This window comes from Pullulanibacillus pueri (assembly GCF_014639255.1).
GTDB classification, from domain to species: domain Bacteria; phylum Bacillota; class Bacilli; order Bacillales; family Sporolactobacillaceae; genus Pullulanibacillus; species Pullulanibacillus pueri.
Window position 1 is genome coordinate 1 of record NZ_BMFV01000043.1, and the last position, 20566, is coordinate 20566.

The window sequence follows — 20566 nt, forward strand, 5'->3', positions numbered from 1 at the left end:
GATTTTTAAGTGGGGATAAAGAGTAGGAGCTTTACTCCTACCCCAACATTTGACTTAGAACCAAAATATTTGCATCCAATCAATCCACCTTTTGTCCTTTTAACACTTTAAAGTTCGGATTCTGATAATTTTTCTTTAAGAAATTTCGTTGTTCTTTTTCAAATAACTTATTATTTTCAACGGTATTAAGATAGGAGTCAAAAATTGCAAATCCATAAATAGAAGGAAAAAATAAAAACCATTCTGGATCTAAAAGCTTTGTTCCTTGCTCGATTTCACCTAAAAATAAAAGTGAAATTGCTTGGAGGGCATGGGAAAAATAAAAAAAGACCACAACCCAAAGAATAACGAAAAAGGCGGTCACCACCCTATGGATATACAGTTGACCAAGTCCTGGAATAAAAAGGGACCAAATGAAGGATAAGACCGGTTCACGTTTATCAAGATAATTGATCTCAAAAGCACCGATACTAAACGTATTGAATCGATGATCTTCTCTATCCGCTAACACATAGATGTTATTCATATCGACTGTTGTTCGATAACTATCCCATATCCCAAAAAGATAAACCGGAATATAAATCAACAGCCACCTTGTATCTAATACCGCTTTCGCTCGGTCTATTTCTCCTTGAAAGGAATAAATCATTGCTAAATTTAAATGGGAATTTAAATTAATAATCACTTCCCAAATAAACAGTGTGAATCCCCGAAGATACTTTGATAAAATCATATGACCAAATCCTGGGAACGCAGCCGACCACCAGGCTATAATATAAGGATTTCTTAAATGAATTTGCGTCGTACCGAAAATACTCACATGAGCCTTATATCTTCTAGCAGTATTATCATTTGTATAATTGTTCATGAAAGATAACGTCCTTAAAATAATTTATCTCTATCTCAGTTAGATTTATTCTCTCCAACATATTACACTTACATTCATGACGCGTCGAAATGATCACAAATCACCTTTATTACCCTACCTCTGTGAATTTCCACCCAATATAAATCTACTTTTCTGCCTAAAATGATCCTGTTTGGCTATCATAATGGTGACAACCCTTTTTAGAGAGGAGAAAGCATTATGGTATCCTTTCGGGGAGATGCCCATAAATTTTATTTAAAAGTTAAAAAGACTGTTCAACAGGATCAATCCCTCTACAAACTACCTGAAATCCAAGAGATTCAAACCATTGATCACTTTTATGGACAACTGAGTATGAATGAATTAAACATGATGCGTTATTGGATGCTTAAAGAGAAAGGGGGAAATGGAGTGATCCCCATCCTGATTACCGCTTTGCCATGGTTAGGATTCTTGCTTTCCAAACAACTCCAAACCCTTCTCATGAAAAGCAATCTCTATGTCTTAGGCTTTTTGATCTTATATATTGTCATAACGGCCATAAGTATTGTTATTCATTACCGAGAAAAGGCGTGGGCAACAATGCACATTGAAATCATCGATCAGCATTTACAAAGATTAAAAAATTAAGGCCACTTTTATACTCTTCTATAATCGCTGAACCGCTCTTTCATGCTCCAGAAGCCATTCCTTTCGCCATAACCCTCCGGCGTAGCCAGTTAGCGTCCCGTCGGCTCCAATGATGCGGTGACAAGGAATCACGATGCTTAATTTATTTTTCCCATTGGCACTTCCAACGGCTCTCACAGCTTTTTCATTTCCAATGGAAACAGCAATATCCTTGTAAGACACTGTTTGAGCATAAGGAATGTGCGTCAAAGCCTGCCATACCTTTTTTTGAAAATGAGTGCCCTCAAAAGTGTAGGGAAAGGTAAATTGTCTGCGTTGGCCATTAAAATAGCCATGGAGTTGATGGACACAGTCAACTAAAACCCCAGGTGTTCCCTCCGTCAATGGATGAAGCACCTGCTCTCTGTCAGAAAACAGTATAGAATGGACAGCTTTTTCAGATCCTACGATTTCAATGATGCCTAACTGTGAGGGGTAATCTGTTTTATATAAAGTATTCAAAGCAATGACCTCCATAAGTAAAAGGTTGCATAAGCTTGCCAGCCTTGCCAATGGGACTGGATCGTATGAATTTCTCCCAGAGTTGGTTTGCGCTCAAGACCTAATTGAAATTTTATAGCATTATGAAGACCGACATCTGCAATTGGGAAGGCTGACGGATGACGCAAACATCTCATCAGCACATAATCCGCAGTCCAGGCTCCCACTCCTCTAATAGTCATTAAAGCTTTTTGTTGCGCCTCATATGCTTTTCTCCGCATAAGGCCAGCTTTTGAGAGCTGTCCCGTTGCCATCATTTTAGCTACTCCAATCACATACTCTGCCTTTCTTTGAGTAAACTGAAGTTTCCTTAATTCCTCTACTTCTAAATGAGCCACTTTTTCATAAGTGGGATGAAGCCAGTAGACTTCACCTGCAAAAGAAACAGATTCGCCAAACTGTTTAACAAAGCGCGCCTTTAAAGTATAAGCAAAGGAAAGATTAATTTGTTGACCTATAATGGCCCATACCAGCGCTTCAAACAAATCAGGGATGCCTATGAGTTTTAATCCCTTATACTTTTTGATGAGAGGTTGTAAGAGGGGATCATCTTCAACCTCTTTATAAAAGAGGGCTAAGTCCTGCTCTAAATCAAACCATTCCCAAACATATAGGGCAACCTTCTCTCGCAAGCTTTTAGATGGCATTCCTGATAAGAAATCGACCTGAAGATGCTGATTCTTGCTTCTCATTTTACAAAGAATAGGTTTATTATCCACCTGTATCACTTTATAAAGCGCCTTTTCTTTATAATCATGCAGAATTTCACGATTGGACCTTCGTAAAAAGACTAAACACTCTTCAAAGTTAAAAGGTGGTGAGGGATAAAGTTCAATAGATGTCTTAAAGTCCTTCCAGTTCATTCATTTAACTCCCTTTAGAGCTCGATATTCACTGGGGGAGCACTGCTTGCGGCGTCTAAAAGCTTTATAAAAATTAGATGGACTTTGAAACCCCACTTCATAACAAATATCAAGGTTTGTCCGTTTAGTGCTTTGCAAGAGGTGGGCCGCTTTGTCCACCCTGATTTTTTCAAGATAAGTCCTTGGGGTCTCTGCTGTCTCGTGCTTAAATAAACGTTCAAGATAATACGGACTCACTCCCACATGGTCAGCAATGTCTTGTAAGATGATTTTATGCTTGTAATGGCTGACAAGAAAAGCCATTACCTTTTGAGCAACCTCCCGTTGTGGATGGCCGACTTCAGGTTGGCATCTCTTACACGCCCGATACCCCGCCTTCTCCACGTCATCAATCGTATAGTAGAATTCAACATTAGTCTTTTTCGGCTTTCTTGATCGACAAGAGGGACGACAGTAAATTTTAGTGGTCTTTACCGCCGTAAAAAATAACCCGTCATAAGAACGATCACAGGCTATAATTTTCTCCCACATTTCCTCAAAAGAAAGTTTAAGGTCTTCCACAATGCCTTCCCGCCTTCCATGACGTCCTACCTTCAGTATTCTTTAATTTTACCCTATTTTAACAAGGAGAAGACCGCTTATTCGTCCTCAATCTTGCCTTTATGGTCTGAAAAGGCTTCAACATTCACATTGACGTTAACGTTATAAAGCGGTATAATCGCAATTATTTAGAAAAGGGGGAATCAAAAAATTCAATACAAAATTGATGAAATTTCCAAGAAGTGTGGCCTGACTAAAAGAACTATACGTTACTACGAGGAAATTGGGTTACTCTCCCCACCTGAGCGATCGGAAGGCGGTTATCGTCTGTATTCAGAAAAACACCTTCGCCGTCTGCAACAAATCATGGATACTCGGGAAGTACTGGGCACTTCTCTTCAAGACATCCAAGAATTTATGGACATCCGGGAAAAAGTAGAAACTAATATTTTCGATTTAAGACAAACGGAGGATGGTGAAGAAAGGTATCAAAAACTTCTAAATTTCAAGGAAGTTTTGGAGAAGCAATGTGACATGATTGAACAAAGAATCAAAAAAATAATAGCGATACGCGAAGATACCCATTATTACTATGAACGCGTCAATCAAGCCATAAAAAAATATGAAGAGGAGAAAGCTAACTAATGACGTCACAATCTAACCATCAAACCGCTCATATTCCTAAGAAGGAAGGACAATCTAAAGCGGTTTGGGCCGTGTTTTTTGCCTGTATTATTGCCTTTATGGGTCTAGGTCTTGTGGACCCGATTTTACCGGCTATTGCTGGACAATTACATGCTACCCCAAGTGAAGTCACCTTGCTTTTTACAAGTTATAACGCAGTGATGGCCATCGCGATGCTGATTACAGGTGTCATCTCTACCAAGTTAGGGACCAAGGTCACCTTACTCGTCGGTGTGGTCATCATCGCCTTATTTTCTACTCTCGGTGGACTCTCTAATAATGTCTGGGCCATTGTTGGGCTCCGCGGAGGCTGGGGCCTTGGTAATGCGCTCTTTGTTGCGACCGCACTTACAGCTATTGTCACGCTTTCAAAAAGCGGCACTGCCAAAGCGATTATTTTATATGAAGCGGCCATCGGACTGGGCATCTCTGTAGGCCCGTTACTTGGAGGTGAATTAGGGAGCATTAGTTGGAGAGGCCCCTTCATCGGTGTTGGTGTTCTAATGGTTATCGCCTTTATTTTTCTGATTACTTTAATGCCCAACACTAAGAAGCAGGAAGCAGCCCAGCGGCCGGCTACATCGTCTTCCTCAATTCTCGATCCCTTCCGCGCGATGAAGCACCGCTCGATCGTTGTCTTTGGATTAACAGCTTGCTTTTATAACTTTGGCTTTTTCACCTTATTAGCCTACGCGCCCTTTGTCATGGGATTAGATGCTCATGGAATAGGGTATGTATTTATTGGGTGGGGTGTTTTACTCGCGATTACATCCGTCTTTATGGCCCCTAAGCTTCAAAAACGTTTCGGAACTGTGAATTCCATGTGTGTCATGTTGACCACCTTTGCAGTCGTTCTCTTAGTTATGGGGATTTGGTCACATACACAATGGGTCATTATTGCTGCTGTTATTTTTGCCGGCGCTTTATTGGGGAATAATAACACATTAATTACAACGGCTGTCATGAATGCTGCTCCAATTGAACGTTCGACCGCTTCGGCTGCATACAGTTTTTTACGTTTCCTAGGTGGTGCCATAGCCCCTTATTTAGCAGGGAAGCTTGCTGAGTGGTTTTCCCCTCATGTCCCTTTTATTGTTGGCGGTTGTTTTGTCCTCATTTCTGTCATCTTTGTTTTAATGAACCGTCATCATGTCAACCATGTTGATAGTGTTGAAGCCGGCCATTAAAACCATGAATAAGCTATCTTACTAAGGAGTGATAATAATGAAAGTAGCAGATTTTATGATTCACGATGTTATTACTGTACATTCTGAAACCCCAATTAAAGAGTTATTGAAACTGTTAATTGAACACAATATCGGCGGTGTCCCTGTCGTTGACAAAGAAAACAAACTGATAGGCATGGTCAGCGATGGCGATATTATTCGTTACCTTTCCCCACGAGAGGAAGCTGTTCACGATCTTTTCTTCACAGTTTATGTTGAAAAGGGAGAAACGGCCCAAGAGGTATTGGATCGGAAAATGGATGAACCAGTGACCGAGATGATGAAGAAGAAACATCTCTATACAGTAAATAAGGATGATGATTTTGAAGTCGCCTTGCGACTATTATCGCAACATCACTTCAAAAAATTGCCTGTTGTTGATGCTGATGAAAAAGTCATTGGGGTGGTCAGCAGAGGAGATATCGTACATAACCTCTCAAAGATGATTATTTCCAGGCAAAAAGATTAATACTTTGAATTATGAAAAACCGGGCGTAAAGCATGCCCGGTCCTCAATACCACCCCAAAAAAAGTAAAGGTCACTTTTCGGGGACCTCGATAATGCGTCAAACGCCGACCCTACCCACTTCAAAAAATCGTAAAAACACGATTTTTCTGCGAGGTTATTCTCTTAGTCACTTTCCTTAGTCCTGTGACATGAAGAAAGCGAGCGTTCGGGAGCGGAAATCCACACCGCCCTGTTGAACAGAAATTTTTATACTTTCATTTCTTTTGATGAAAACTTAGCTTCCACTAAGCTTTAATATCGGAAAGCTAACGTTGCACTAATCGTCTTGGTGTGACTTAAAAACAGCGAATCACTCATCAAAGTGACTCGCTGTTTTTCATTTTTCTCTATTTCCCCCACCAGCTTATTGCTTTTCAAACACTTTACCTTTTGATTGATCTAGGCTTATAGGCGACACAGTTATTGTCCCGCCTTTCTTGACAATGGCATTTTTATCGAGTTCACTATCCGCATTTAAGACTACTGTAAAGGAAGGTCTATGCTGATCTCCCGTCACAATAATAGAAAAGACACCCTGTTGTTCTATGTCATCCTGTGAATAGTAGTAGAGATGACCCTCTTTTGCATAGATCAATTCCCCATTGTTAGACATAAGGTAATTTTGGGAATGGTCCTTCTCAACCCATTTTCCCGTAAGACTGACGATTACATAATAATAACTCGAATAATCTGAGGCTCGGAAACTAAAGATACTTTGCTTTAATGCCCCTTGAACATTGGTCTGATAGGTGAGAATGGCAATGTCACCACTCACCCACTCGATTTGATAACGGTCTTTCTCAATCGCTTTATAGCGAGAACTTCCCGTTAATGTTGTGACCTTTTTTCCAAAGATCACGCCTCGGCGTTTTAAGCTCACGGTTTCATCCTTCATTTTCTTACTTTCCTTTAGAATCACTTCATGCTGCTGATGCTGTGAGTGCGAAACCACAATGTTCTCATCACCTTTATAATATAAATAGGTTGTATTCATTACGAGAAAGACAATGACAATAAGGATTTGAATCGCGACGAGATAGCGCCGTTTACTAGCAAAAAGAAAGAATAAGGCAATAATGATCAAGTAATTCACGGCATAAAAGATCCAATCGTAGATAAGGTAATAATCTTTGGGCTCAGCGACAAACAAGATCAATGCTTGAAAAACAATGAGAAGTGCCGCTATACACCCCAAACCTACTTTAATACCAATATGTTTAATCAAAGAGACACCTCTCCTATAACCCAAAATGTTTCATGATCTCATTGTAAAGAGGATCATTTGTATGAACGGCATCCCAAGTAATCCCTGAATTTACACTTCGATAGGCCGTGACTACCTGCTGTTCTCCCTCTTTACGAATCGCTACGATATACCCTGTCTTATCACTATTTAGAAAATCAATATATAGCTTCTCATAGCCTTTTTGTAAATTTTGTGTGGCTGACTTAGAAAGGCTCCAAACACGCCAAATTTCCCCGAGGTATTGGCCATCCGTAAAAAGAACACTTATATTCTCCGGCCCTTGCCCACCATAAACGATGGCTACTCTCTCACTAGAGACGTAGATATTGCTTTCAGATAGTGATTTTTGGTCATCACTGATTCGGGGATAGCCAAGCGTATCATCATCGGGCACCGCTAACCATGTCTTTCCTTTATTGTTTGTAATATAGAGCTGACCTTTATATATGATGTGATTGTTCTGTTTACCGTCTATAGGAAGCTCAACCGCTCTCGATCCATTCACATTATGGCCTTGCATAGGCTGACTCTCGCTAGAAGAATAATCCTGCGTCGTATGATGATCTTTTTCCTTCTCTATGTACGGATTTTCCGGGAGATAGTTCGCATTCTGCTTTTCTATCACGCCCTGCGTCCATTTAAAAGTGTAATAAGCAATGAAAAGGGCTATCAAGCAAAACACGCTTATTTTTAAAATTTTCATAAAATCCCCCTTTCTTCTTGCGCTTTATAACTCGTTTGCAAAAATAATGTTCAGACCATCATTAAAAAGGTCATCCACCGTGCGTCCTGTTGAGAAGTACTCCTTTATCCCTTGGATTAAATAGGGATGTTCTTTTTCAAATGATTCCATATGAAAACCTTGCATGTCCTCTTGAGTTAAATGCGCTTGTTCCTCAATCACGCGACCAAAAGTGTAGTGAGTAGCAGTCAGAACCTGTAACCGAGCGGTGTAAAGGGTTCTCTTTGTATTTAAGAGAGACTTAATCGCTTCCTCAGTCACATCCGCCATCGTTAATGATAAATGAGCACCGGCAACCACTCTCCCACCATCGGTATAGGCAAGCAAGGCCTTTCTCAATCGCACGAAAAGGGAGATGACATACGCCTGCCAAGATTCCTCTTGCTTTTTCGGCTGCCATTCTGCAAATTCTTTTTTAAGAATCGCCTCGGCCATTTCATGGATAAGGACTTCTTTATTTTTAAAATGCCAATATAAGGCCGGGGCCTGCACATCTAATCGCTTAGCCAGTTTTCGTAAGGTGACACCTTCAATACCGCTTTGATTCAATAGCACCAAGGCTTCTTCTATAATTAGTTCCTTCTTTAAGGCCATGTCTGTCTCTCCTGATCACCATTTTTTCTGAGATTCTTCTTGACATTATACCACATGCCAATTTATACTTAACACTGTTAAATTTAACGGTGTTAAATTAAAATCAGAAAGGGGTTTGACTAAAAATGAAAGCAGCCGTCTTGCATAAACTCGGAGAAAATCCTCGATTTGAGGACTTCATTGACCCAGTACCTAATCAAGATGAAGTCCTTATACAAGTGAAAGCTGTTGCATTAGAAAACGTCGATAAAATGATGGCAGAAGGGAAGCATTTTGCAACTCAACAATTTTTCCCTCAGCTTCCTTCTATTGTTGGCTTCGATGGCATTGGAGAACTTCCTGATGGGACCTTAGTGGGTTTTGGGGGCACACAGTCCCCTTATGGCGCCATGGCAGAAAAAACAGTCGTGCCAAAAACAAATATAGTGCGTGTGCCTGAAGGTATAGATGCTATCACAGCTGCTGCACTTCCATCTTCAGCACTCACCTCCCTTTTCCCTCTTAAATGGGGAGCCAAGCTTCAGCAAGGGGAAACTGTTTTAATCAACGGTGCAACAGGGGTATCAGGAAAACTCGCCGTACAAATCGCCAAACGCCTAGGAGCAGGTCGAGTCATTGGAACAGGACGTCATCCAGAAAGCTTAAAACAAATCTTAGCACTCGGAGCAGACGCCGTTATTGACTTAAAGCGAGCGGATGAACACGTGGTGGACGCATTTAAAGAGGAAGCAGAAAACGGTATTGATATTATCCTTGATTTTCTTTGGGGACATCCTTCAGAATTACTTATTCAGGCATTAACCCCTCAGAAGCTTGGATTTGCGGGTCGGCGTATACGCTTTGTTCAAATCGGAGAAAAAGCGGGTTCTCACTTATCTCTTGGGGCTGATGCCTTACGTACCTCCGGCCTTGAAATTTTCGGTGCTGCCGCCGGAATGACAATGGAAGCTGTTAACGAAGGCACTGCTTTAGTTTGGGAATGGGTAAAAGAAGGGAAACTTACCATGGACATTGAAGAAATCGCACTTAGAAATATTGAAGACGCTTGGAAGCGTCCAGACTTTCAGGGAAAAAGAATTGTCATTATTCCATAAGTGTTCGCCTCTTAGAATAGAAGTCCTTTAACAAGGGTCTAAGTGTCCTCCCTCTCTTCATAATAAGGCGCTAGATATTGTGAAACTCCTTTTAATAGAGTAAAATATTCTTAATTATTTTTCATCGCTATTGATTATAGGAGGAGGAACGTCCAAATGCTCACTCGACCCACTGTAAATGAATACCCGCCATTTTATAAACGCTACATTGATCTCGTCCCTGAACAAGACTTGTTTTCTTTCCTTGAACAACAATCTAAAGAGGTGGATGAAAGACTCAGAGACCTCCCTGAGGATAAGTGGGGATACAGATATGCTCCCAATAAGTGGCGTCTAAAAGAGGTTGTTGGGCACATCATAGATACTGAGCTGATTATGCATTTCCGGTTATTTCATATCTCTCGAGGCGATCATGCCCCACTCAGCGGATTCGATCAAGAGGACTATATACAAGCCTCTCCATATGGGGCCTATGATCCTAACAGCCTGCTTGACTATCATAAAAATGTGAGGCAAACAACGCTCTCGACTTTAAAAGGCCTCACAGATGATGATTGGTTAAAACAAGGATGTATTGATGACCAACCCATCTCCACACGCTCGTTAGCCTTCATCATCGCTGGACACACATTACATCATCTGAACATGATTAAAGAAAAATATCTATAATTTTTTCATTAGAAAATTTGGCTTGTCTCCAAGCCTAAGTTGCACTTATAAGGACTTCCACAAATTTATATTTTCTGGTGTTATAAAAAAAGCAAGTGACTCAGGCACTTGCTTTTTTCTTTTAGTAGAAGGTTTTTCACCCCATGTTACTCACACATCATTAAGGTATGACTAGCAGCAATGCGTTGCGTCCGCACATAAGAAGGTGCTGACTAACAAAAGCGCTGACCCTACCGACACCAAAAAATTGTAAAAAACACGATTTTTCTACGAGGATTATTCTCTTAGTGGCTTTCCTTATTCCTGTGGGCATGAGGAAAGTGACGTTCTGAAGCGGCAATCCACACCGTGCTGATAACCAGAATTTTATACATTCTTATACTTTAAGAAAAGCAACCGTCTTCTAGAAAAAAGTTATTTAAAACAACAAAACTTAAATGATACTTTTCTCCTCTTTTCACAATGATCATTCTAATAGACTTCCGGTAGGAGTATAATATGGGATGGAAAAAATGCAGGCATCAGGAGACGGTTTTTATATGGAGAAACAAACAAGTAATTATCGATGGATAGTCTTTGCATCCGTTCTATTTACCTATTGTGTCATTGTTAGTCAAAGAACGGCACCAGGGTTAATCACTGATCAATTAATGAAAGAATTTAGTGTTTCAGCATCGACCATCGGTTTATTGGCAAGTATTCAATTCTTGGCCTATGCAGGTTTACAAGTGCCTATTGGAGTGCTTTCTGATCGCTTTGGCCCTAATTTTTTTCTTGTGTTTGGAACCTTACTCAACGGTATAGGGACGGTCATTTATAGTCTCTCACCCAATGAAGCCATTATGATGATGGCGCGTTTGCTTGTGGGTATAGGGGATGCCACGATTTGGGTCAACCTCGTTCTTATTTTGAGTCAATGGTTTAAAGCACAAGAGTTTGTTAGTTTACTAGGCTTCGCTGGAATGAGCGGAAGTGGCGGTTTCTTATTAGCCACTGTGCCCTTCTCCGCTTGGATTGCTTTATCTGGTTGGCGTATGCCCTTTTTTATCGTAGGCATTATCCTGTGCCTTTGCGGTATTTTACTTTATTTCATTCTTATAAGACTCCCTAAAAACATCATCAAAGAGCCGCCACAGCCTGTTAAAGTGTCATCTAGCAAGACTGAATACAAACGGGAAAAAACGCTCAAACTCCTCCTTCGTATTTTTTCAGAACGGCAAGCTTGGGCCACCTTTTTGTGTCACTTTGGTCTTGTCGGAACCTACGTTGGATTTATTGGTTCTTGGGCCATTCCCTATGGTATGCATATGTACCACATGACGCGATCAAGCGCCAGTCAATTGGTTATGATTGGGCTTATTGGCGCAATCATAGGAGCGCCTCTCATGAGTTGGTGTTCTAGTCGATTAGGTATGATCAAACGGCCTTATATGATCATTCACCTTCTTGCGTTTTTAAGCTGGCTTGCCTTCTTTATCTTAAACGGTAAGCCACCGATGGCCTTTCTTATTGTGTTATTCTTACTGATTGGCTTTGGAAATGGTGGAAGTGCCCTAACCTTTGCCGCCGTGAGAAAATCTTTTGATTTAAAAGAGGTTGGCGTGGTTTCGGGTTTCGCCAATATGGGAGGGTTTCTTAGTGCTGTGCTTTTACCCAGTTTTTTTGGAAAAATCCTTGATATTTTCCCAGAGGCGAGTCATGCAGGCTATCACTACGGCTTTATTATTCCTATCGTTTTCTCATGCCTCGGATTGTTGGGGAGCTTGCTCTTAAAAGAGCCACAACAGGAGAGAAAGAAACACGCGATACAAGGTTAACCAAGGTTAACCCTCCGGCTAATAAGGCTTGTGGGATCACCCCTTATTTTCCAAACGTTTTTTGTATTTTGCTTTCCCAAGTCCTAATCAGAGAAGACAAATTTTCCTACCGATCTCTTTATTGCTTCGATGGCTTATACTTTCTTATTCTTTGAAAATGGCACCCCAGTGTTCAGGGTGCCTTTTTCAAATATATGTTAATCTTCCTTTAAAGTTGTGGGCTGCTCCAGGTCCTTCTCTTTACGCATAAGATGAATATAATAAAAGATGTAGTAAGCAAACATGATTAATATAAGTCCTGTGCTCCATGGAGAACTTCCACTCAGATTGAATGCATCCATATTGCCAGAGGATAGAGAGGTTGATTGTGTGTTATTAAATGCACCGATCTCATACATCGTATAAAAGCGATATAAAAACCGACCTAAAAAGAGCAGCGTAACTACGCCTCCAATCCACGTGTTAGGCTGATAGAACCACTGACCTCCACGTGTCTCAAACCGTGTATGTTTGATGCCATAATAAGCCAGTCCTATGCCAATGGCAATCCCGATAACATCTGAAATCAAACTTAATGGATGCATTATACTGCCAGCAAAAAAGATCAGACCAATGACCACAAATAGGACCATTCTTATTTTGAGCCTTGTCAGACTTAACGGCTGCCAGCCAATATTCCGCCTGATTCTGCGATAAATCGCAAAGGCAATTAAGATGATAATTAAAACTGTAGAGTACTGATGCATCATGCACCTCCTTTTATGCTAAAGTGGGAGGAATTTTCGTTGTCTATTTTTAAAAATAGCCCACTCCTTAAACCCTAAATGTTTGAGCTCTGTACGGACTTGTTCCCACTCATCGCCTACTCGATTGGGAACATGTGCATCCGAGCCAAAAGTTATCTTCACATTATAGAAACAAGCGCGCTCCAGAATGTCATGTGAAGGGTACCAACCGCCACAGTCCTTATTCTTTCCAGAGGTATTCACTTCAATCGCCACATCACTGTCAGCAATAATTTTCAGTGTTTGCTCCACCGCTTCAGTCTCAATATCAGAGAATTGTGGATAGTAACCTTTCATCGCATCAATATGCCCTAAGATGTCAAACAAACCACTTCGCGCTGAGCGCTGAATACTGGCATAATAGAGCTCCTTTTCACGTAAACAATCTGCTTTTGAGAGCCCCTCCCAGCGCTGTTTATCGAAAATACTTTTCCCATTGGCATAGTGAACAGAACCGATGATGTAATCAAAAGGATACTGACTATAGATATCACGATATAAGGCTTCATGCTCCTCAAAATAATCAGATTCCACACCAAGAAGCACCTCAATTTTCGACTGATACTCTTTCTTTAGTTGTAAAACTTCGGCGATATAATGGGGAAACTCACTTTTGGCCATGGCAATCCCCGGCTTTGCCTGATCCTCTTTCGCTGCAAAATAAGGGGAATGATCAGAGATACCAATATATTGTAAACCCTTAGCAATGGCCTGCTCAATATAATCGCGAATCGAACCGGTCGCATGACCGCACCGATCGTGATGTGTATGGAAATCAAAAGCCACTTATCTTACCTCCTAATCGTCTTTTACTTTACTTATTATGATACACCTCCCTAGGACAAAGAAAAAGCTAAAATGGGAAGTGTTTTCATTTCCAATCTTTTCTTTTCCCCCTTAGAGACTTTTCTCCCGTTACTTTGGTGTTTTATGGAAAGTGCAACATAAACACACACATAGGCACCAATTGAATACTCTATTTTATACATACCTTTTCCACTAAAGGAGGTATTAGATGGCACTTAATATTGCTTTCAATGCGGTGAATGTTAACTCAATGCAAAGTAATGCGGGAGTATTTACAGGCGAGAATGCCCAAACAGGCTGGTTCTCCCCAACAAAACAAAATAACGCCATTTTCGGTACTGGGCAATTTAATCTTTACTTAGGAAACTTAAATGCCATAAGTGATAACGATGGCTATGATCAACCTAATACTGATCCAGATTTCCAGCCTACCAATCAAAACCAATCCCTATAATATTCCTGTTTAGATTTAGGAGGATCTAAGTGGAGGAGACCAAAGTACGCTTTCAAAATATTAATGTCAATTCTATTTCTAGTTCTTCCGGCATATTTGTAGGAAATAATACCCAGGGGAAATTTTGCTCAGTAACTAAGGAAAATAGTGGTCTAGTTGTCACAGGTGATCGTAATACTTTGATAAAAAATGTAACGATCATCAAAAGCTAAGGCATTGTCTCCTATTTAGTTTTCCCTTTTAATTCAAGCCTTTTTCTAAAAGCTTGTTGCTTTACTTAGGGTCACGAATGTTAGGAATTGAAGTAAGTTCCAACGTAAAAGCTAGTAATGAAAGTTAAGCTGATCGTGTGGATTTCCGCTCCAGGTCGCTCTTTTTCCTCATGCCTAAATGACTAAGGAAAGCTTCTCAGAGTATAATCCTCGCGGAAACAATTGTGGAATTTATCATTTTTTTAAGCCGCGTGCCGATTAGTTAGTTGAAGATGACTCTTGCTAGTAGTGGCTGTCATTTTTGAGTCTACCCCTCTTAAGTGAAGGCGGAGCGCTCTTTTAATAGTTTCCCCCTTGATATGTGCGCCTTTTGTGAGTTTAGGCTGTCATTAGTGGGTGCGACAGCTACTTTTGTTAGTTTCCCTTGGAAATGTGTACCACCGTTTTACGTCGTAATCTATATCAGTACCATCAAGCACGTGATGGCCTTAAGTCATTACTTTGGATTGTCTAAAATACAATGTTAAGGGTGCCACCAAATGTTGGGGCACCCTTGTCTCTTGATAACCGATAAAATGGATCGCTCATCTAACACATTGCTCTAAAAGCAATCGCTACCTGGGGGAAGTCTGTCATGATTGTCTCAACATGAGCCATGTTTAGTAATTGAGCAATCTCTTGCTCCTGATTGACCGTCCACACCCGGATCGAATAACCAAGATGTTCCACAGGGGGATCATAGTGTCCTCGTAATAATAGATCCTTATGAAGGTGTAAGCCTTCTAATTGCAAACTGCTGACATACTCCATTGGACGACTCAATCTATACATCAATAACCAAGCGATTTTGGCCTCTGGGTCTAATCTCTTTAACCTTAATAGTGAAGGTAAATGGAAAGAAGAATAAATCACTTTGTCGCTATAATTAAACTGTTTGACTGTCCCTAAAACCTTTTCCTCTATGCCCTCATAAGGAAAAAGCGTTGTTTTTAATTCTATATTTAATTCAATATTATAGGGCGCAATCAATTGTAAAACTTCCTCTAATGTCGGGATTTTCTCCTTAGACCATCGGTTCTCATCAAACTGCTCAAAGCTTGAGAACTTGCTCCCTGCACTAAAGGCCTTCAATTCTTTTAAAGTTAAATCCTTAATAAAACCTGTTCCATCTGTCGTACGGTCAATGGTCTCATCATGAACCACAATGAGCTCACCATCTTTCGTCAATTGGACATCACACTCGATGCCCTCAACGCCCATCTCTATGGCATGTGTAAATCCCAACAGTGTATTTTCGGGGCTAGTCCCCATACTTCCGCGGTGCCCGAATATTTTAGTCTGTGTCATTTGTTCACAGGGTCCCTTCTTCTGAAAAGTAGAATTGAACATTCGATCCTTTAAAACTGACAATTACTTCCCTCTTGAAGCATTTGACTTTTCAATGGCTGCATTCACTTGTTTTACTGCATTATTAAAGGTTTTATCAACATCTGCGCCGTTGTAGACATCCTCAAGCGCCGTTTCCATAATCTTTCGCTCCTCAGGAATCATATCCATCAATGCCCCCTGGGTCGCATAAGAGGATTTAGTGGCTTGAAGCTGCTGGACAGACACTTGAAGTTGGGGCATCTTTTTATAAGCATCTTGAACCGTTTGCTCCTTATAAGCAGCTGGATTAATCGCAAAATACCCTGTCCCGACATGCCATTTCGCTTGTACCTCTGGCGTTTGTAAATATTTCATAAAATCCCAGGCTGCTTTTTGTTCGGCATCAGATTTTCCTTTGGCCATCCACAGGCTCGCACCGCCAATCGCAACCCCTTGACGTTCCTCAGCTTTTGGATGGGGTAGGAAAGCCACACCTACATCGAAAGGGGCATTATCAATAACATCTCTAGAAGAGGCGGAGGATTGTAGGAACATGGCAACATCGCCTGCTAAGAAACCTGAAACCATATTGTCGCCATTTGTACCATAGTTGGCGAAGGTGCCCTCATCACTCATTTTCTTCACCCATTCAAAGATCGATTTTCCCTTTTCATTATCAAAATCTACTGCTGTAGGGGTATCTGTCCGTCCATTATTATTGTTCATTAACAAGCCGCCTTGGTTGGCTAACAATTCTTCATATAACCACCCGTAAGCTTGTAACGCGAAGCCCTTCATCTTTTTATCACTAGCCACAATCTTCTTCGCATCGGCTTCTACATCCTCAAAGGTTTCTGGTGGCTTATTGGGATCCAATCCCGCTTTTTTAAAAGCATCCTTGTTGTAGTACATCACAGGCGTTGAGGAGTTAAAAGGCATTGAGTAAAATTTATGATCAACTTTATAGTAATTGATGATGTTTTTTTCAAGTCCACTCATATCATACTGATCTTCATCAATAAACTTTTGAATCGGCTCAATAAAACCACTATTGATCATTGCCTTCGTCCCGATTTCTTGGACTTGAATAATGGTGGGGGCATCTTTTGTCCCGCCAACGGTAAAGAATTTGGGTAAAGACTCTTCATAGGTGCCTTGAAACTCGGCATTGACCTGGACTTTACCTTGAGAATTATTATAGTCCTTGACGATACTATCTAAAGTCTTTTGAGCTTCCCCACTCATCGAATGCCAGAAGGTGACGACAACCTTGCCACCACTTTTCGCTGTTGAGGCCTTGCCTGAACTGGTTTCATCCTTTGAAGCACATCCTGTTACTAAAAACAATAAACCAATAATACTCACAATAAATAGCTTCTTTATCATCAAAACAATCTCCTTTTAGGCTTTTGATTTTCTAAGCCTCTCTGATTATTTTAAGGCCCCTTCTGCTAAACCTTTTTGTAGTTTCTTTTGGCCGATGAAGAGTAGAATCAGCGTCGGAATCGCTACAACCATCGCTCCCGCCATCACTACACCCCATTGATTGACCTGCTCCTGAGACTGTAACTCTTTGAGTCCGATTTGCACGGTACGAACCTGATCGTTGGTCGTCGATAGCAACGGCCACAGATACATATTCCAAGCACTTAAAAAGCTATAAATGCCTAAAGTGACTAGACTTGATTTGGCAATAGGTAAAACAACCGTTAAGTAAAACTTGAAATGCCCTTTTCCCGCAATTTCACTGGCTTCTCTCAATTCAATCGGGATCTGTTTAAAGGTTTGTCTCAATAAAAAGGTACCAAATGCTGTTGCTAAAAAAGGTAAAGCAAGCCCCGGATATGTATCGATCAAATTCAGTGCTTTTATGGTTTGAAAGTTAGGAATGATAGAGGCTTCAAATGGAATCATCATCGTTGCAACAAATAAGAAAAAGAGCGTCTCTCTTCCCTTGAATTTCAAAAATACAAACGCATAAGCCGCTAAGCTAGAAAAGATGAGTTGACCGATCATAATCATCAATGAGATCAACACACTATTGAATAAAAAGCGAAGTAACGGGAGTCTTCTAAAAGCTTCTTCATAATTTTCTAAAGTCCAATGCGAGGGCAATATTTTCCCAAGCAAAGCATCTTGACTACCCATAAAGCTCATAAAAAAGGCAAAAAGGATAGGTAGAAATAGAATGACCGCTGATAAGGTTAACAAGAGATAGAGAATGATTTTATTAGAAAGCGCAAGCCTCATTGATAATGAACCTTCCTTTCCCCGACTTTAAATTGGACAAGTGTCATGATTAAAATAATGATGAATAGGATGATCGCTTCGGCGCTGGCTGATCCATATTGATAATTGACGAAGGCCTCCCGATAAATGCCGTATACAATGAGATTGGTTTCATTACTCGGTCCCCCCTTTGTCAGCATATCGATTTGCCCAAAGGTTTGAAACGCATTAATAACAGAGACCGTCATCACAAAGAACAACGTGGGAGAAAGCATCGGCAAGGTAATGCGACGCAATTTATAAAAATAACCTGCGCCATCAATAGCTGCACTTTCATAGAGATGAGAATCAATCGACTGCAAGCCCCCAAGGAGGATCAAAAAAGTAAAGCCTATATTCATCCAAATTGTCGAGATAGAAACAGAGAGAAGCGCCCAATGCGGATCCGTTAACCACCCAATCTTAGCTATTCCTAATGCGGCTAAGCCTCTATTAATGAACCCTATACTGGGGTGAAATAAGAACATCCAAAAGACTGAAGCGGCTGCTACTGACACCCCCATGGATGATGAGAAAATCATTCGAAAAAAATCGATCCCTTTTAATTTTTCATTGGCGATAACAGCCAAGAACAGACTAAGAATGATCGTTCCTGGCAAGGTGTAAAGGACAAAGAGAAAGGTTGATTTTAAGCTTTTCAAAAAAATGGGGGAGGTAAAGATATCCATATAATTTTGTAAGCCAACATAAACGGTCGTCGCCCCTGCTTGGTTGGTTAAAAAAAAGCTCAAATAGATAGTACGAATCATAGGGTAAAAGACAAAAATACTGAATAAGATAATCGACGGTGCTAAAAACAAAAGCCCCTTTAAAAGGATTTTCCTCCTTTGTTTCCTTTTCGCCTTTCCAAATTCAATGGGCTCAGTATAATTGAGAGGCATGACTTCTTCGGTTATCATTGCGCCACAACCTCTTGACTCTGACCTTTATAAGCCGGCTTAATCAAACGGCCATTTTCAGCATCGAAAAAACAGAAATTCTCCACGGAAATAGAAACAGGGACAACATCTCCTGGTGAAACCATCCATTGTCCTGACCATTTTGCACTCCATAACTGATCACCGATGCCCTCAAAGACAATTAAAGTCTCATTCCCTAAATGTTCAACACCGGCCACCTCCAAATGATGTGTGGCCTCATGATTAGCCGCTGGGTAAAGATGCTCCGCCCGAATCCCTATTGTTGTTTTTTGATGAGGTGGAAGATGGATTCTATCTTGTGCACTTAATTGAAATTGAAGTTTGTCCTCAACGATTAATTGTTTGCCTTCAGCTAATAGTTCCGCTTGACCGAGATTCATTTTAGGCGAGCCAATAAATGAAGCCACAAAGGTGTTGGCGGGTTCATTATACAGAGTGATGGGTTTGCCCACTTGTTGCACCTTACCCTCATTTAATACCATGATTCTGTCACCCATCGTCATCGCTTCTACTTGGTCATGCGTAACATAAATCATGGTCAGCCCGAGTTGCCTTTGTAATCTACGAATCTCAATACGCATCTGGGCGCGTAACTTCGCATCAAGATTGGACAAGGGCTCATCCATTAGGCAAAGGGGGGCTCTACTCACCACCGATCGTGCAAGGGCGACTCGTTGCCTTTGCCCACCAGAGAGTTCCTTCGGCTTCCTTTTTAACAAATCAGTTAAACCGATCATTTCAGCTGTCTCTTTGAGTCTTCTCTTCCGTTCCTCTTTATTGACTTTCTTAACATCAAGGCCAAATAAAATATTTTGTTCTACAGTTAAATGCGGATAAAGCGCATAGTTTTGAAAGACCATCGAAAGCTTTCTCTCTTTGGGAGGCAAATGATTGGCCGGCTCTCCATTAATTGTCAATAAACCACTCGTAATTTCCTCGAGTCCTGCAACCATCCGTAGCAATGTACTCTTTCCACATCCAGAAGGACCGACCAAAACAAAGAACTCACCCTTATTAATTGAAAGATTAATGTCATTCAACACATTTGTCTGCTTGTCATATGACTTTGAAATATCAATCATTTCAACTTGCTTCACGATTTAACCTCCTTTGCTTGTTCACTCTCAGTTAATCACGAAAGCAAACAAAAAAGTCAGTTTTAATCAAGGCTTTACAGAAGCATTAACCACTCTAAACAAACAAAACTTTCAATTCATAAAATTTACAATTCCACTAAAGGAAGTGGAAGCATGTTCATGTGTATTTAAGATGGAGAGAATAGGAGGAAAGTGACATTCGGGTAGGCTTTCCTATCGCGGAAAGGCGTTTAAAGTTTTATACTAAAGGGAAGCAGCAACTTTACACTTCAAGTGATTTTTATGAGTTGAAGGAAATGGCGACGTAACGGGTAGGGGGCGGCGCTGAGGAACACACAATGTTTAAGTGTTCCGAACCTCGCGCCTTACGCTCCAATCCACATGATTGCTACGAAGCTTTTTGTTAGTCAATTTCCTCTTTTATAAGATATGGCGAGCTTTCGTTAGCCGGCAACTTCTTTAGTGCGAAGGCAGCGCCCTTTTGTGAGTCAGGACCCCTCTTATGTGAGGGCAAAGCACGCTTTTGTGAGTTTCAGCCTTGATTCGTGCGTCATTTGTGAGTAGTGGTTGGCTTTTGTGAGTGTGGCATTTCTTTTGTTAGTACAGCACCTCT

22 protein-coding genes and 1 pseudogene are annotated in these 20566 nt (G+C 40.8%); 9 read left to right on the top strand and 14 right to left on the bottom strand.

Translation table 11 applies throughout. The features are described 5' to 3' along the window. Positions 1-79: 79 nt before the first annotated feature. Positions 80-868, bottom strand: a complete 789-nt coding sequence (locus IEV91_RS19040) for a hypothetical protein (protein WP_188499018.1) — start codon at positions 866-868, stop codon at positions 80-82. 219 nt (positions 869-1087) lie between these two features. Between IEV91_RS19040 and IEV91_RS19045 the strand changes: the two genes are divergently transcribed. Beyond that, entirely contained in the window at positions 1088-1498 is a 411-nt protein-coding gene (locus tag IEV91_RS19045; protein WP_188499019.1) for a hypothetical protein, read from the top strand. Positions 1499-1516: 18 nt separating this feature from the next. Here the strand turns inward: IEV91_RS19045 and IEV91_RS19050 are convergent, their stop codons facing one another. Genes IEV91_RS19050 through IEV91_RS19060 form a run of 3 tightly spaced genes read right to left on the bottom strand, consistent with a single transcriptional unit; the run spans position 1517 to position 3432 of the window. Further along, entirely contained in the window at positions 1517-1999 is a 483-nt protein-coding gene (locus tag IEV91_RS19050) for a methylated-DNA--[protein]-cysteine S-methyltransferase (protein WP_188499020.1), read from the bottom strand. Further along, entirely contained in the window at positions 1996-2901 is a 906-nt protein-coding gene (locus tag IEV91_RS19055) for a DNA-3-methyladenine glycosylase family protein (protein WP_188499021.1), read from the bottom strand. Before IEV91_RS19055 ends, IEV91_RS19050 begins: the two co-directional genes overlap by 4 nt. Next, complete coding sequence (locus IEV91_RS19060) at positions 2902-3432, bottom strand: bifunctional transcriptional activator/DNA repair enzyme AdaA (RefSeq protein ID WP_188499044.1); 531 nt, start codon at positions 3430-3432, stop codon at positions 2902-2904. A gap of 231 nt (positions 3433-3663) precedes the next feature. On the opposite strand from IEV91_RS19060, the pseudogene IEV91_RS22110 reads away from it, so the two are divergent. The 3 genes and pseudogenes from IEV91_RS22110 to IEV91_RS19075 form a co-directional block, all read left to right on the top strand. Then, positions 3664-3852, top strand: a pseudogene (locus IEV91_RS22110) (MerR family transcriptional regulator); the annotation flags it as partial. Positions 3853-4085: 233 nt separating this feature from the next. Then, complete coding sequence (locus IEV91_RS19070) at positions 4086-5312, top strand: MFS transporter (protein ID WP_188499022.1); 1227 nt, start codon at positions 4086-4088, stop codon at positions 5310-5312. A 37-nt stretch (positions 5313-5349) separates the two neighbouring features. Beyond that, positions 5350-5820, top strand: a complete 471-nt coding sequence (locus tag IEV91_RS19075; RefSeq protein WP_188499023.1) for a CBS domain-containing protein — start codon at positions 5350-5352, stop codon at positions 5818-5820. Positions 5821-6223: 403 nt separating this feature from the next. On the opposite strand, the gene IEV91_RS19080 is transcribed toward IEV91_RS19075, so the two are convergent. From IEV91_RS19080 to IEV91_RS19090, 3 genes are read right to left on the bottom strand one after another with little or no spacing between them, the layout of a single operon-like run. Then, positions 6224-7084 (bottom strand): glycosyltransferase family protein, encoded by an 861-nt coding sequence (locus IEV91_RS19080; protein ID WP_188499024.1) that lies wholly within the window; start codon positions 7082-7084, stop codon positions 6224-6226. Between the two features lie 13 nt (positions 7085-7097). After that, the gene (locus IEV91_RS19085; protein ID WP_188499025.1) at positions 7098-7808 is read right to left on the bottom strand and encodes a beta propeller repeat protein; all 711 of its coding nucleotides are present in this window, start codon (positions 7806-7808) and stop codon (positions 7098-7100) included. Between the two features lie 24 nt (positions 7809-7832). Next, on the bottom strand, positions 7833-8441 hold the full coding sequence (locus tag IEV91_RS19090) for a TetR family transcriptional regulator (protein ID WP_188499026.1): 609 nt from the start codon (positions 8439-8441) through the stop codon (positions 7833-7835). Between the two features lie 125 nt (positions 8442-8566). Between IEV91_RS19090 and IEV91_RS19095 the strand changes: the two genes are divergently transcribed. From IEV91_RS19095 to IEV91_RS19105, 3 genes are all read left to right on the top strand, one after another. Continuing rightward, entirely contained in the window at positions 8567-9535 is a 969-nt protein-coding gene (locus tag IEV91_RS19095) for a quinone oxidoreductase family protein (protein ID WP_188499027.1), read from the top strand. Between the two features lie 156 nt (positions 9536-9691). After that, complete coding sequence (locus IEV91_RS19100; protein ID WP_188499028.1) at positions 9692-10204, top strand: DinB family protein; 513 nt, start codon at positions 9692-9694, stop codon at positions 10202-10204. 539 nt (positions 10205-10743) lie between these two features. Further along, a complete protein-coding gene (locus IEV91_RS19105; RefSeq protein WP_188499046.1) occupies positions 10744-12021 on the top strand; it encodes an MFS transporter in 1278 nt (425 codons plus the stop codon). A gap of 197 nt (positions 12022-12218) precedes the next feature. Here IEV91_RS19105 and IEV91_RS19110 read toward each other — a convergent pair whose 3' ends face one another. Together IEV91_RS19110 and IEV91_RS19115 are read right to left on the bottom strand one after the other, a co-directional pair. Beyond that, positions 12219-12767, bottom strand: a complete 549-nt coding sequence (locus IEV91_RS19110; protein WP_188499029.1) for a CcdC protein domain-containing protein — start codon at positions 12765-12767, stop codon at positions 12219-12221. Between the two features lie 18 nt (positions 12768-12785). Beyond that, positions 12786-13592 carry a histidinol-phosphatase gene (locus IEV91_RS19115; RefSeq protein WP_188499030.1) on the bottom strand — a complete coding sequence of 269 codons (807 nt, stop codon included), beginning with the start codon at positions 13590-13592 and terminating at the stop codon, positions 12786-12788. 229 nt (positions 13593-13821) lie between these two features. Here IEV91_RS19115 and IEV91_RS19120 point away from each other — a divergent pair, with 229 nt between their 5' ends. Both IEV91_RS19120 and IEV91_RS19125 read left to right on the top strand, forming a co-directional pair. Continuing rightward, positions 13822-14067, top strand: coding sequence for a hypothetical protein (locus IEV91_RS19120; protein WP_188499031.1), 246 nt, complete (start codon positions 13822-13824; stop codon positions 14065-14067). 29 nt (positions 14068-14096) lie between these two features. Beyond that, complete coding sequence (locus IEV91_RS19125) at positions 14097-14279, top strand: hypothetical protein (protein ID WP_188499032.1); 183 nt, start codon at positions 14097-14099, stop codon at positions 14277-14279. 588 nt (positions 14280-14867) lie between these two features. Here the strand turns inward: IEV91_RS19125 and IEV91_RS19130 are convergent. The 5 genes from IEV91_RS19130 to IEV91_RS19150 are packed head-to-tail and all read right to left on the bottom strand — an operon-like array spanning position 14868 to position 19953. Then, positions 14868-15689, bottom strand: coding sequence for a glycerophosphodiester phosphodiesterase (locus IEV91_RS19130; RefSeq protein ID WP_229745658.1), 822 nt, complete (start codon positions 15687-15689; stop codon positions 14868-14870). Continuing rightward, the gene (locus IEV91_RS19135) at positions 15690-17033 is read right to left on the bottom strand and encodes an ABC transporter substrate-binding protein (RefSeq protein WP_188499033.1); all 1344 of its coding nucleotides are present in this window, start codon (positions 17031-17033) and stop codon (positions 15690-15692) included. 45 nt (positions 17034-17078) lie between these two features. Beyond that, entirely contained in the window at positions 17079-17897 is an 819-nt protein-coding gene (locus IEV91_RS19140) for a carbohydrate ABC transporter permease (RefSeq protein WP_188499034.1), read from the bottom strand. Further along, a complete protein-coding gene (locus IEV91_RS19145) occupies positions 17894-18835 on the bottom strand; it encodes a carbohydrate ABC transporter permease (protein WP_188499035.1) in 942 nt (313 codons plus the stop codon). Before IEV91_RS19145 ends, IEV91_RS19140 begins: the two co-directional genes overlap by 4 nt. After that, entirely contained in the window at positions 18832-19953 is a 1122-nt protein-coding gene (locus IEV91_RS19150; RefSeq protein ID WP_188499036.1) for an ABC transporter ATP-binding protein, read from the bottom strand. The genes IEV91_RS19145 and IEV91_RS19150 overlap by 4 nt, the downstream gene beginning before the upstream one ends. Positions 19954-20566 lie beyond the last annotated feature (613 nt).